This is a genomic window from Tardiphaga sp. 42S5, from assembly GCF_034044155.1.
GTDB lineage: Bacteria > Pseudomonadota > Alphaproteobacteria > Rhizobiales > Xanthobacteraceae > Tardiphaga > Tardiphaga robiniae.
Map to the genome: position 1 here is coordinate 5,255,901 of NZ_CP139027.1, position 12,806 is coordinate 5,268,706.

General features: G+C 63.7%; 9 protein-coding genes. 4 read left to right on the top strand and 5 right to left on the bottom strand.

Features of this window, described 5'->3' with window-relative positions:
• Positions 1-6: 6 nt before the first annotated feature.
• The 5 genes from SFY93_RS24540 to SFY93_RS24560 all read right to left on the bottom strand — a co-directional run bounded on the left by SFY93_RS24540 (position 7) and on the right by SFY93_RS24560 (position 9,203).
• The gene (locus SFY93_RS24540) at positions 7-3,294 is read right to left on the bottom strand and encodes a transglutaminase family protein (protein ID WP_320444944.1); all 3,288 of its coding nucleotides are present in this window, start codon (positions 3,292-3,294) and stop codon (positions 7-9) included.
• A gap of 234 nt (positions 3,295-3,528) precedes the next feature.
• Positions 3,529-5,052 (bottom strand): D-arabinonate dehydratase, encoded by a 1,524-nt coding sequence (locus tag SFY93_RS24545; protein WP_320444945.1) that lies wholly within the window; start codon positions 5,050-5,052, stop codon positions 3,529-3,531.
• An 887-nt stretch (positions 5,053-5,939) separates the two neighbouring features.
• A complete protein-coding gene (locus SFY93_RS24550; RefSeq protein WP_320444946.1) occupies positions 5,940-6,938 on the bottom strand; it encodes a Bug family tripartite tricarboxylate transporter substrate binding protein in 999 nt (332 codons plus the stop codon).
• Between the two features lie 175 nt (positions 6,939-7,113).
• Positions 7,114-8,064, bottom strand: coding sequence for a polysaccharide deacetylase family protein (locus tag SFY93_RS24555; protein ID WP_320444947.1), 951 nt, complete (start codon positions 8,062-8,064; stop codon positions 7,114-7,116).
• Positions 8,043-9,203, bottom strand: a complete 1,161-nt coding sequence (locus SFY93_RS24560) for an FAD-dependent oxidoreductase (RefSeq protein WP_320444948.1) — start codon at positions 9,201-9,203, stop codon at positions 8,043-8,045. The genes SFY93_RS24555 and SFY93_RS24560 overlap by 22 nt, the downstream gene beginning before the upstream one ends.
• Before the next feature lie 298 nt (positions 9,204-9,501).
• On the opposite strand from SFY93_RS24560, the gene SFY93_RS24565 reads away from it, so the two are divergent.
• From SFY93_RS24565 to SFY93_RS24580, 4 genes are read left to right on the top strand one after another with little or no spacing between them, the layout of a single operon-like run.
• On the top strand, positions 9,502-10,470 hold the full coding sequence (locus SFY93_RS24565; RefSeq protein WP_089265680.1) for an ABC transporter substrate-binding protein: 969 nt from the start codon (positions 9,502-9,504) through the stop codon (positions 10,468-10,470).
• Entirely contained in the window at positions 10,470-11,291 is an 822-nt protein-coding gene (locus SFY93_RS24570) for an ABC transporter ATP-binding protein (RefSeq protein ID WP_320444949.1), read from the top strand. Before SFY93_RS24565 ends, SFY93_RS24570 begins: the two co-directional genes overlap by 1 nt.
• 2 nt (positions 11,292-11,293) lie before the next feature.
• Positions 11,294-12,046: an ABC transporter permease gene (locus SFY93_RS24575; protein WP_089265087.1), complete on the top strand. Its 753-nt coding sequence runs from the start codon at positions 11,294-11,296 to the stop codon at positions 12,044-12,046.
• A gap of 4 nt (positions 12,047-12,050) precedes the next feature.
• On the top strand, positions 12,051-12,644 hold the full coding sequence (locus SFY93_RS24580) for a MarR family winged helix-turn-helix transcriptional regulator (RefSeq protein ID WP_089265088.1): 594 nt from the start codon (positions 12,051-12,053) through the stop codon (positions 12,642-12,644).
• The last annotated feature ends 162 nt before the right edge of the window (positions 12,645-12,806 follow it).

Genomic DNA, 12,806 nt, shown 5'->3' on the forward strand with positions numbered 1-12,806 from the left:
GCATTCTCAATGCAGGAGAGGCGTTCGCAAGTCGAGGGTCAATGGGAATTCAAGTGTGCGTTCTGCCCTTGGCGGAGCGATTTCGCCGGGCGTGTGGCCGATCTCCTCGAAACGGGCCAGCCGGCGAGCTTCCGCCTCGTAGGCATTGACCGGTTTTGTCTCGTAATTGCGACCGCCGGGATGCGCCACATGATAGACGCAACCGCCGAGCGATCGCCTATTCCAGCTGTCATAAATATCGAACACCAGCGGCGCATGGACCGGAATCGTCGGATGCAGGCCGGACGCCGGCTGCCAGGCCTTGAAACGGACGCCGGCGACCACCTCGCCGGCCCGGCCGGTATCGGTCATCGGCAACGCACGGCCGTTGCAGGTAATGATGTGCCGGCCCGGCGTGAAACCGTTGGCCTTCAGTTGCAGCCGCTCCACCGAGGAATCGACATAGCGCACGGTGCCGCCGGCCGAGCCCTCCTCGCCCAGCACATGCCAGGGCTCCAGCGCCTGACGGACTTCCAGCGTGACGCCGCCATAGGTGACGTGGCCGAACACGGGAAAGCGGAATTCGAGCTGGGCCTCGAACCATTCCTTGGAGAATTCGTAACCGGACCGGCCGAGTTCACTCAGTACGTCCTGGAAATCCTCCCAGAGGAAATGCGGCAGCATGAAACGATCATGCAGTGCGGTGCCCCAGCGGACGAATTTGCCGTCCTGCGGCGCGCGCCACATCCTGGCGATCAGCGCGCGGATCAACAGTTGCTGCGCCAGCGACATCCGCGGATCGGGCGGCATCTCCAGCGCACGGAATTCGACGAGACCGAGGCGGCCCGTGGTGCCGTCGGGCGAATAGAGTTTGTCGATGCAGATCTCGGCGCGATGGGTATTGCCGGTGATATCGACGAGGATATGCCGGAACAGCCTGTCGACCAGCCACAACGGCGCCTTTCCACCGGGTGGCGGCACCTGTGCCAGCGCGATCTCCAATTCATAGAGACCGTCATGCCGTGCTTCGTCGATGCGCGGTGCCTGACTGGTCGGACCGATGAACATGCCTGAGAACAGATAGGACAGCGATGGATGCCGCTGCCAATACAGCACGAGGCTCTTCAGGAGATCCGGCCGACGCAGGAACGGCGAGTCCGCCGGTGAGCTGCCGCCGACCACGACGTGATTGCCACCACCGGTGCCGGTGTGACGGCCATCAAGCAGAAACTTGTTGGCGCCGAGCCGCGTCTTCGCGGCCTCCTCATAGAGAAATGTCGTGGTATCGACGGCCTCGCGCCAGCTCGAGGCGGGATGGATGTTGATCTCCAGCACGCCCGGATCCGGCGTCACCTTGATGACCTCGACGCGCGGATCGAACGGCGGCGGATAGCCTTCGACATGCACCTGCATCTGCAGTTCTTCGGCCGTCGCCTCCAGCGCCGTCACCAGTTCGAGATAATCTTCAAACTTTTCGACCGGCGGCATGAAGGCACAGAGAATGCCGTCGCGAATTTCAATCGACATCGCCGTGCGTACGCCGCCGGAACGAATCTGCTGTTCCTGGACGTATTGCGCGGCAGGCTGGTTTTCCGCCGACGCGATTTCGTCGAACACCGGCATGTCGCCGCGCGGCTCCAGCGGATCCTGCTCGACGATGAACGGATATTCCTCTTCGGTGAGATGCGGCAGCGACGACAACGGCAGGCGCAGGCCCATCGGTGAATCGCCCGGTGTCAGGAACAGGTTGCCGCGGCGCAGCTTCCACCGCTCGGACCGCCAGCGTCTGTCGGCAGCCGTCTCCGCATTCCAGCGCTGGATCGGCAGCACGAACCCCTTCGGCCTGTCGAGTCCATGTTCGAAGACCCGCGCCATGCGCGCACGTTCCTCCGGATCGGGCAATTTGGAGTCGCCGGGCACGACATTGTTCGGCAGGTTCGATTCCTTCTGCTCCCAATAGACGGGATCCTCGAAGGCCGGGATGACATAGTCCTTCGGCAAGCCAAGCCGCCGCGCAGTGCCTTCGGCAAAACGCTCGGCGCCGCCGATATCGGCGCTGCGCGGGCCTTCGATCCGTGAGATCAGCGCATCGTTCTTCCAGATCGGCACACCGTCCTTGCGCCAGTACAGGCCGAACGCCCAGCGCGGCAGGCTTTCGCCGGGATACCATTTGCCCTGGCCGTAATGCATCAGGCCACCGGGTGCAAAGCGCGTACGCAACCGGCGGATCAGATCGTCGCCGAGGCCGCGCTTGGTCGGGCCGACGGCGGCCGTATTCCACTCCGGCGATTCCATATCGTCGACCGACACGAATGTCGGCTCGCCGCCCATGGTGAGACGCACGTCATGGGCTTTGAGATCGGCATCGACCTTCTCGCCGAGTGCATCGAGCCTGGCCCAGGATTCATCCGAGAACGGTTTGGTGATCCGCGGTGCCTCGCGAATACGTTTGACGCCCATCGCGAACGCGAACTCGACTTCGGCGAAGCCCGCCATGCCGGAGATCGGCGCCGCCGAACGGAAATGCGGTGTCGCCGCCACGGGGACGTGCCCCTCGCCTGTCAGCATGCCCGACGTCGCATCGAAACCGACCCAGCCGGCGCCGGGAATATAGACTTCGGCCCAGGCGTGCAGGTCCGTGAAATCAGCCTCGACTTCAGGCGGCCCTTCGATCGGATCGATGTCCGGCCGCAACTGGATGAGATAGCCGGAGACGAAACGTGCAGCGAGACCGAGATGGCGCAGCGTCTCGATCAGCAGCCACGCGCTATCGCGGCACGACCCGGCGCCGGACAGCAGCGTTTCCTCCGGCGTCTGCACGCCGGGCTCCATGCGGATGATGTAGTTGACCTTCTCGCGCAGACGCGCATTGAGATCGACGAGGAAGTTCACCGTGTTCGGCGCTTCCTTCGCGATCTCCGCCATATAGGCGGTGAAGCGCGGACCTGGTTCGGTCGTCGCCATATAGGGCGCGAGTTCGCTCTTCAGGTCATCGGTATAAGCAAACGGAAACGTCTCGGCATAGGGCTCGACGAAGAAGTCGAACGGATTGATCACGGTCATTTCGGCGGTGAAATCGACCTCGATCTTCAATTCGTTGGCCGGTTCCGGAAAGACGAAGCGCGCCAGCCAGTTGCCCTGCGGATCCTGCTGCCAGTTCACGAAGTGGTTGGTCGGCGTGACCTTCAGCGAATAGCTCAGGATCGGCGTGCGCGCATGCGGCGCCGGTCGCAGCCGGATGGTCTGCGGCCCCAGCGTGATCGGCCGATCATATTTGTAGTGGGTGACGTGGTTCAGTGCGACGAAGATCGACACAGTGGCGCAACTCCAGCAGCTTTTTTAAGCAGAACACCGGAGGTGCCAGGGATCAAGCTCTAACAACGGGCACGATGTGCCTCGATTGGGGGCGCTTCACCTAACTCAGCCCTCATGGTGAGGAGCGCGCCGCTTGGCGCGCGTCTCGAACCATGAATCGGAGTGCTGGGCCATCCTTCGAGACGCGGCGCAAGTGCGCCGCTCCTCAGGATGAGAACGGAGCAGCGGTCACCCTCACATCGTCGCGCCCAAGACCCAGGGCGCGAACTCCGCGCCGCCGAAATCGAAGCTTTCGCTCTTGGTCGGCGCGCCGGACGCGGTCTTGAGCATCAGCTCGAAAATGCGCTGGCCGCATTCCTGCACCGTCTCGTCGCCATCGAGGATGGTTCCGCAATTGATGTCCATGTCCTCTTCCATGCGCTTGAACATCGGCGTGTTGGTGGCGAGCTTGATGGACGGCGCCGGCTTGCAGCCGAACACGCTGCCGCGGCCGGTGGTGAAGCAGACGAGATTGGCGCCGCCGGCGACCTGCCCTGTCGCGGCAACGGGGTCGTAACCGGGCGTGTCCATGAAGACGAAGCCTTTCTTGGTGATCGTCTCGGCATAATTCAGCACATCCACGAGATTGGTCGAGCCGGCCTTGGCCATAGCGCCCAAAGATTTTTCGAGAATGGTGGTGAGGCCGCCGGCCTTGTTGCCGGGGCTCGGATTGGCGTTCATCTCGGCGCCCTCGCGTTCGCAATAGGCGTCCCACCAGCGCATCAGCCCAACCAATTTCTCGCCGACCTCGCGCGACACCGCGCGGCGCGTGAGGAGATGTTCGGCGCCATAGGTCTCCGGCGTTTCCGACAGCACCACGGTGCCGCCATGGCGCACCAAGAGATCGCTCGCCGCGCCGAGCGCCGGATTGGCGGATATGCCCGAATAGCCATCGGAGCCGCCGCATTGCAGGGCCACCGTCAACTCGCTGGCAGAGACTTCCTCGCGCGTGACCTTGTTGGCATCGGCCAGCACTTCGTTGACGAAGGCAACGCCTGCTTCCGTAGTCTTGCGGGTGCCGCCAATTTCCTGGATCTGCATTTCGCGCAAGCGCCCTGCGAGCTTCTGCTCCTGCATCAAGCCGCCGATCTGGTTGATCTCGCAGCCGAGACCGAGCACGACCACGTGCGAGAAATTCACGTGCCGCGCATAGCCGCCGAGCGTACGGCGCAGCAAGGTGAGCGGTTCGTCCTGCGTCATGCCGCAGCCGGTCTTGTGGGTGAGCGCGACGACGCCGTCGACATTGGGATAGTCGGCGAGCGGATTGTGCCCGGTGAAGGGATTCTTCTTGAACACGTCGGCAACCATGCTGGCGACATGCGCGCTGCAATTCACCGAGGTGAGGATGCCGATATAGTTGCGCGTGGCGACGCGGCCGTCGCTGCGCTTGAGACCCATGAAGGTGGCGGGCAGATCGAAATTCGGCGTCGGCTTGACGTCGACACCGTAAGCATAGTCGCGATCGAAATCGCCCATGCCCATGTTCTGCGTATGGACATGCTGGCCCGGCGCGATCGGCTGCGTGGCAAAGCCGATGATCTGCCCGTAGCGGCGGATCTCCTCGCCGGTGGCGATGGGCCGGATCGCGACCTTGTGGCCCGCGGGGATGCGCTCCGACGTCACGACGCCTGTCGTCACCTCGATACCGGGCAGCAGCGTGGTACGCGCGATCAATACGGCGTCGTTGTCATGCAGACGAATGACGGGAGATGGAGCCATCGGGATTTCCTCGCGCGCGTTTTGTGGTCTGGCAGACCTCTTGTTTGGAATGACTCTAGCTGAAAGACGCAGGCGGCGTCAGCCCTGCTTTGGCCCATGATGACGCCGATCAGACATGCGTCATCACCCCCATTGTTTGCGGCGCGGGGGCGCCGTCGTTGCTTGCATTCCCTGCCCCCTGTGAGAGGGCGTGCGGAACGCCGGGTGCCCGTTGCACCCTTGGGCCTGATGCGAATGCGGTCTTCCGCAATTTAGAATGCATCAGGACTTTCGGAGGCGCCGAGCAAGTGCCCAGCGTTCCGCATGCGGTGTTTTTTCGGTTGCTTGCACTTTGCCTCGACGAACGCTCCGCTCGCGAATTAAAGTCCCTGGGAAGGGAGCCTCAAGCGACTGGGCCGAACGCGTTTTGACTTGGTCGTCCGTCACACTGTCCAGAGAGTCTTTCCATCCCAAGGCCGGCCGTCTCCTTGCCAGTGGCAGTGCTGGCGCAGATCCGTCCTGCCCGAAGACAGACGTCACCCCCAAACCGCGTGACGCCGCATCTCCGGCGTCCACCGCATCCTGCCCCGCGAACGTGACGATCGCGATCGCCCCTCTCGGCGGGGCAGGACGAAGGGGAATATAAACCTGATGGGGATATTGTCAACGGAGGATAGGAAAAAATATTTGATGGCTGCATCGCCGCCCCACACTGTCATTCCGGGGCGGGACCGGCGCCGCAGGCGACGGGACCGAACCCGGAATCTCAACGTTGGAGTCTCCGTAGTGCCAAACACTCCGGGATTCCGGGTTCGCGTCCGGCGAGTGCCGGCCGCGCCCCGGAATGACGAGCATGGTTCCGCGTATGCGCGCGGCTTGCGCCGCGAACACACCGGAATGACGCCCAACTATTGCGGCTGCGGTCCCAGGCTCGCGGCAAGCTCGGCCCAGACCGGCGCCTCTTCCCTGTAGAGCGCCTGGCTCGCCTCCAGCGTCATCGGGCCCTCGTCGATACCCTGGCTCTTGAGGAGTTCGCGCACGCGATCGCTCTTGCCGGCGCCAACGAACAGCGCGGACAGTTTTGCGACGACCTCCGGCGGCGTCTTCGCCGGAGCCACGCAGCCCTGAAAGGTCAGCAGGCTGTGTGCGCGTGAGGTTGCGCCCTGTTCGAGGAATGTACCGACGTCGGGAAGATCCTTGATGCGGCGGCGCGACACCGCAACGGCGCGGGCCTTGCCGGTTTGCAGCACCGGCAGTGCCGCGGCGTAGCTGCCGATGCCGGCATCGATGGAGCCGCCGGCGAGATCCTGCCACATCGGCGCCTCGCCGCGATAATGCACCGCTTCCATCTTCAGCCCATACTGCTTGTTGAGCTCGACGATGACCATATGCGCGAAGGAGCCGGACGCATATGTGCCGACATTCACCTTCTCGGTCTTGCGCGCATAGTCGATGAAGTCCTTCAGCGTCTTGGCGCCGACCTTTTCGCTCACCATCAGCGGCAGGCTTCCGCCCGGCATCACCGCGACCCAGGCGAAGTCCTGCGGGACACTGTACTTGATGTCCTTGATGAGAACGGGATTGAGCATATAGGCGGTGGTGTTGCAGATCATCAGCGTGTGGCCGTCGGGATCGGAGCGTTTCAGCTCCATCGCTGCAACGGCGCCGCCGGCACCGGCCTTGTTCTCGACCACCACGGTCTGCCCGAGTTCGCGCGACAGATACTCGCCATAGACACGCGAGAACTGATCGGTCTGGCCGCCGGCCGCGGAGCCGGCAAGGATCTTGATCGGCTTGGTTGGCCAGGTGTCGGCGCGGACGAGTGACGGCGCACTCAACAATGCAGCGGCGCCTGCGCCCGCGGTGACGAATTGGCGTCGGTTGAACAGACGCAAGTTGTTTCGCACGATCATTCTCCCGATTTGATCTTATCTCTGCGGATAAGTGTATCGAGTATGACCGGCTTCGCCTGCGAAGGCAAAGCAGCAGTGGCACGCACAGATGTTCTGAGAACACTTGCAGCAACGCCGCCTCCGGCGTGCATGCCATCAGCCGGAATATTGCCCGGCCGTCAGCGGCGCGTCATGGCTTCGGCGGAAAATGCGTTCGCCAATGCTGCGCGACATCGATGCCGCGGCAGAACCATACGCCATCATGCGCGCTCATGTGTTCGAGCATCTTGATGAGCCCGCCAACACGGCCAGGACGGCCGATCAAACGGTCATGCAAACCGATGGACAGCAGTTTCGGCGCGCCGGCGACGCCTTCCGCGTAGAGCACGTCGAAGGCATCGCGCATGTAAGTGAAGAACTGCTCTCCGGTCGAAAAGCCGGAATTCTCGTTGAAGCGATTGTCGTTGGATTCATAGGAGTAAGGCACGACAAGAAACGGGCCATGCTCGGTCTTCACCCAATAGGGCAACTCATCCGCGAGCGAGTCGCGGTCGTAGAGAAAGCCGCCCTCTTCCGCGAGCAGCCGCCGCGTGTTGGGACCGGGACGTCCGGTCATCCAGCCGAGCGGGCGGCTACCGGTCAGCTCGGTGAGTATCTCGATCGCCTTGCGGATATGCACACGCTCGGTCGCTTCATCCACATGGCAGTAGTCGATCCAGCGATAGCCGTGGCTGACCATCTCGTGGCCACGCGCAACGCAGGCCTTCGCCAGCTCCGGATTCTGCTCCAGCGCCCTCGCAACACCGAGAATACTGACAGGCACCTTGAAGCGATCGAGAACATCGAGAATGCGCCAGGCACCGCGACGGCTGCCATATTCGAACACAGACTCCACCAGCGGAACGCGCACGCCCTCTTTCGTCGGCACGCCGATGTCATTCAGCATGCCTTCGGAGACTGCATCGCCATTCACCAGCGTGGACTCGCCGCCACCTTCGATATTCAGGCTGATGCTGACCGCGATCTTCGCGCCGTTCGGCCAGCGCGGATCGGGCGACGTGGCACCGTAACCGACGAGATCGCGTTCGATCATCGGCTCCGGTCGGATGTCGCCGGGCTTCATCGCTGCAAATTCGGACATAGGGCCTCCGGAATGGCTCGGTCGAGCGGCACGGTGCAGGCATCATAGCCGAAGAACCAGTCGGTCTCGGTCGGGCCATGCATCCATGAATTGGCGATGGAAATCTGCTGGATGTCGGCGACACGCGGGATGCGGACCATCGTGTAATGCGCGAAAGCCGTGGCGGGATCGCCGAACTCGGCGATGCAGCGACCGAGGATCGCGGCGTCCTCGATGGCCGCCGAGCCACCAGCCGCCATGAACGGACGCACCGCATGGCAGGCATCGCCCATCAGCACCACGCGACCCTTGTGCCAGGTGTCGTTGCGCGGCCGATCGAAGATCGGCCACACGGTGACATCTTCCGCCGCTTCCGCCGCGCGCCTGAGATCGGGATGCGCGCTGTCGAAGGCGGCAATGAATTCGTCGCGGTCGCCCTTCACCGGCGAACCGTCGCCGTCCCAGCGCGCCATCGGCAGCGCCGCCATGACATAGACCTCGTTGCGGTCGGGCGTCATGTAGTAAGCCAGCGTATGCCGGTCGGGCGCCCACCACTTGGTGCAGTCGTCGATGGGGTCACCCGTGATGCGGCTCGCCGGAAACACCGCGCGCGGTGCAGAACGCCCGATGAAGCGTGGCTCTTCCGCGCCAAGGATGAGTTCGCGGGTGATGGAGCGAATGCCGTCAGCGCCGATGGCGATATCGGCTTCCGCGCTTGTGCCGTTCTCGAAGCGCAAGGTGAGCGCGTCGCCGCGCTCCTCGATGCCGGTGAGCTTGTGGCCGAAACGGATGGTGCCGGGCGCGAGCGGTCGCTGCAGCAACTGATGCAGATCGGCGCGGTGGATATTGACAAAGGGGCCGCCAAAACGCGCTTCGCATTCCGCGTCGAAATCGAGCCTGTAGAGCTGTTCGCCCGTATCCCATGCACGGCTGAGAAACGCATCGGGGCGAATGCCGGTGGCGGCGAAGGCGTCTTCGAGATCGAGCCGGCGCAGCACCTTGGAAACGTTGGCGCCGAGAATGATGCCGGCGCCGATGCGCGAAAAACGCGGCGACTGCTCATAGACCGCGACCGGGAAGCCGGCGCGCTGCAGCAGCCCCGCCACCGTCAATCCGGCGAGACCCGCGCCGAGAACGGCGATCCGTGTTCCGCGATCCATCTCTCACCTCGTTCCAGCGGCGCCACGGCGTCCGGGCCGCAGATCATTCGATAGCTAATGATTTCGCATAGAACGGGCTGATCTCAGCTGTCAAGCAACGGCGTGATTCGCCTCGAAAACGAGCGAAATGCGCGGATTTTGCGCGATTTTTCGTTGTTCGCGATGAGTTTTTGGGCAGCGCCGCCGTTGATCTTCCTCAAAGCCGCCCTTAGCATTTATTCGACTGCGAACGAATTTGGGTGCGCCGCTTGCGCACCGAAAGCCGGCCTCCTCCTCACCCGTCACTGAAGGTCAGACCATGAAATTCCGCGCTCGCCTCACCGCCGCCCTGCTTGCGACCCTGGCCACGGCCGGCGTCTCCAGCGCGCAGGCTGCCGAGATCAATTTCATCACCGATTTCGGCTTCAACGGCCGCCACGCTTATTTCTACGTCGCCCGCGAGAAGGGCTACTACAAGGCCGAGGGCTTCGACGTGACCTTCGTGCGCGGCCAGGGCTCGGCCGACGCCATCAAGAAGGTTGCTGCCGGCGTCGCCACCTTCGGCTTCGCCGATGCCGGTTCGCTGGTGCTGGCGCGAGGCAATGACGGCGTGCCGGTGAAGCTGGTCTCGGTGGTCTATGCGAAGCCGCCGCAGGCGATCTTCGCCATCAAGGGCAGCGGCATCAATTCGCCGAAGGATCTCGAAGGCAAGACCGTCGCCGACACCGCATCAAGCTCGGTGCGCCTGCTGTTCCCGGCTTTCGCCAAGGCCGCCGGCATCGACGCCAGCAAGGTGAAGTGGGTGGTCGCCGAAGGCTCGGCGCTGCCGTCGCTGCTCGCCAACGGACGCGCGGATGCGATCTGCCAGTTCTCGGTCGGCGAGCCGCTGATTGCGGCAGCCGTGGCGCCGAAGGAAGTCACCCGTATCAACTACGCCGACTCCAATCTCGATTATTACGGCAACGGCCTGATCGCCTCCGAGGAGATGATCGCAAAGAGCCCGGATCAGGTGAAGGCCTTCGTCCGCGCCACCATCAAGGGCATGAAGGACGCCTTCGCTAATCCGGCGGAAGCCGCCACCATCATGGCGAAGTATCAGAAGGAGCTCGCGCCTGCCGTGATCGAAGGCGAGACCAGGCTGGTGAAGGAGCTCGCCGAAGTGAAGGGCGCGCTCGGCCATATCGAGCCGAAGAGCATCGCCAGCACCGTCGATGTGATGTCGGCCAACTTCACGCTGAAGAATCCCGTGAAGCCGGAAGACCTGTTCGCGCCGGGCTTCATCGACTGATGACGGCGATTTCCGCACACAATGATGCGCCGTCGCGGACTGCCGCGGCGGCGGTTCCTGCAATCGACCTCAAGGGCGTCACCAAGACCTATCCCGGCAAAGGCGGCAAGGCGACCCATGCACTCGGCCCGGTCGATCTGCGCATCGATCCCGGCAGTTTCGTCTCGGTGGTCGGCCCGTCAGGCTGCGGCAAGTCCACGCTGCTGCGCCTCGTTGCAGGGCTGGAAATGCCGGACACCGGTACCATGCAGCGCTATGGCACGCCGCTCGAGGGCCCATCGCATGAAGTGGGCATCGTGTTTCAGGAGCACGTGCTGTTTCCGTGGACCAGCGTGCTCGACAACGTCTTGCTTCCCGCCGACGTGCTGGCGCTGCCGAAAGCCGCCGCGCGCGAGCGCGCGCTGAAACTGCTCGAACTCACCGGCCTGAAGGATTTCGCCCATCAGCGCCCGCAGGCACTGTCCGGCGGCATGAAGCAGCGCGCCGCCTTCTGCCGCGCCATGATCTCCGATCCGCGCCTGCTACTCCTCGACGAACCCTTTGGCGCGCTCGACGCGCTCACCCGCGAGGAATTGTCGCTCGAACTCTCGCGCCTCTGGCAGGAGCTCGGCCGCGCCGCGCTGCTCATCACCCATGACATCGAGGAGGCGATCCTGCTTGGTGACCGCGTGCTGATCATGTCGGAACGCCCCGGCACCATCCGTGCCGACATCACCATCGATCTGCCGCGTCCGCGCGATGCCGACACCGTGAAGCTGCCGCGCTTCCAGGAGATCAAGAACCAGATCCGCGACATCATCTTCAACCGGATGGGTGGCTGATCATGTCCTTCCCGCGCTTCATCGAACGCGCCGCCACGCCACTGATCTATCTGGCGCTATTGATCGGCTGGGAACTCATCTGCGACGCCCTGAAAATTCCGACATGGATCCTGCCGGCGCCCTTGGAGATCTATCATTCAGCCGTAAAGTGGGCGCCGGAGCTGGCATCGAATGCCCTGGTGACACTGCGCGAGACCGTGCTCGGCTTCGTGCTGGCGATCGCGCTGTCGCTGCCGCTGGCGATCCTGATCAGCCTCAATCCACTGGCGCGCCGGATTATCTATCCGATCCTGCTCGGCCTGCAGTCGGTGCCGAAGGTCGCTGTGGCGCCGCTGATCATCCTGTGGTTCGGCCTCTCCGAATGGCCGAAGATCCTGGTCGTGGTGCTGGTCTGCTTCTTCCCGATCCTCGTCAACATGGTTGCCGGCTTCGAGGCTGCGCCAAAGACCATGCTCGACCTGATGCGCTCGCTCGGCGCCTCGCCGCATATGGTGTTCCGCCGGCTGCGCGTTCCCGTGGCGCTTCCGCACTTCTTCACCGGCTGCAAGGTGGCGGTGACCTTCGCCGTGATCGGCGCGGTGATCAGCGAATTCGTCGCCGCGCAGGACGGGCTCGGCTATCTGATCCTGACCTCCACCGCGCAGTCGCAGACGCCGCTCGCTTTCGCCGCCATCGCGCTGCTCACCGTGCTAAGTATCGCGCTGTTTCACGGCATCGAGTTTATCGAACGACGTGTGATCGACTGGACGCCGTGACGCCATGACTGACGAGACATCTGGATCGAAACCACCCTCGCGTCGCCCGACACGCGCGCGCGCGGCAATGCGCGAACAGGTCGAGGCCATTTTTGCGCAGTGGCAGACGGAGCGACCGGATATCGACCCCAGCCCGGTGCACATCTACGGCCTGATCGGCCGGATTCAGATGCAATGCACAGCCCTCATCGACGAGGCGCTCGCGCCCTTCGAACTGACGCGCGGCACCTATGACGTGCTGACGGCGCTGCGCCGCGCCGGCGCGCCCTACAGCCTGTCGCCGAAGCAGATCGCCCAATCGCTGCTGCTATCAGGCGCCGGCCTGACCAGCCGGCTCAACAAGCTGGAAGCGCAGAACTACCTGGCGCGGCTGCCGGAGCCGAACGATCGCAGGACGCTGCGCGTGCAGCTTACCTCGGCGGGCGAGACCGTGATCAATGAAGCGATCCCGCGGGTGTTCGACGTGCAGCGGGAGTTGCTGGCACCGCTCGGACTCGAAGGACAGCAGCTCTTGATGCACGAACTCACGCGCTTCGCCGACGTGATCGACGGCCGGCAGAGCGAGATCAAGACAGACACGGCGCCGGTGGTGGGGTGATCCTTCCTTCTCCCCTTGTGGGAGAAGGTGGCACGGCCGAAGGCCGTGACGGATGAGGGGTCCGGCCGGGCGCTCGGAGCTTGTGGCTACCCCTCACCCGTCTCGCCGCTTCGCGGCGATCCACCCTCTCCCACAAGGGGAGAGGGAAGAGAGCCTGTGGCG

Coding starts and splice junctions, on each gene's coding strand:
- SFY93_RS24545 (WP_320444945.1), bottom strand. CDS start 5,052: ATGGCTCCATCTCCCGTCATTCGTCTGCATGACAACGACGCCGTATTG.
- SFY93_RS24555 (WP_320444947.1), bottom strand. CDS start 8,064: ATGTCCGAATTTGCAGCGATGAAGCCCGGCGACATCCGACCGGAGCCG.
- SFY93_RS24560 (WP_320444948.1), bottom strand. CDS start 9,203: ATGGATCGCGGAACACGGATCGCCGTTCTCGGCGCGGGTCTCGCCGGA.
- SFY93_RS24565 (WP_089265680.1), top strand. CDS start 9,502: ATGAAATTCCGCGCTCGCCTCACCGCCGCCCTGCTTGCGACCCTGGCC.
- SFY93_RS24570 (WP_320444949.1), top strand. CDS start 10,470: ATGACGGCGATTTCCGCACACAATGATGCGCCGTCGCGGACTGCCGCG.
- SFY93_RS24575 (WP_089265087.1), top strand. CDS start 11,294: ATGTCCTTCCCGCGCTTCATCGAACGCGCCGCCACGCCACTGATCTAT.
- SFY93_RS24580 (WP_089265088.1), top strand. CDS start 12,051: ATGACTGACGAGACATCTGGATCGAAACCACCCTCGCGTCGCCCGACA.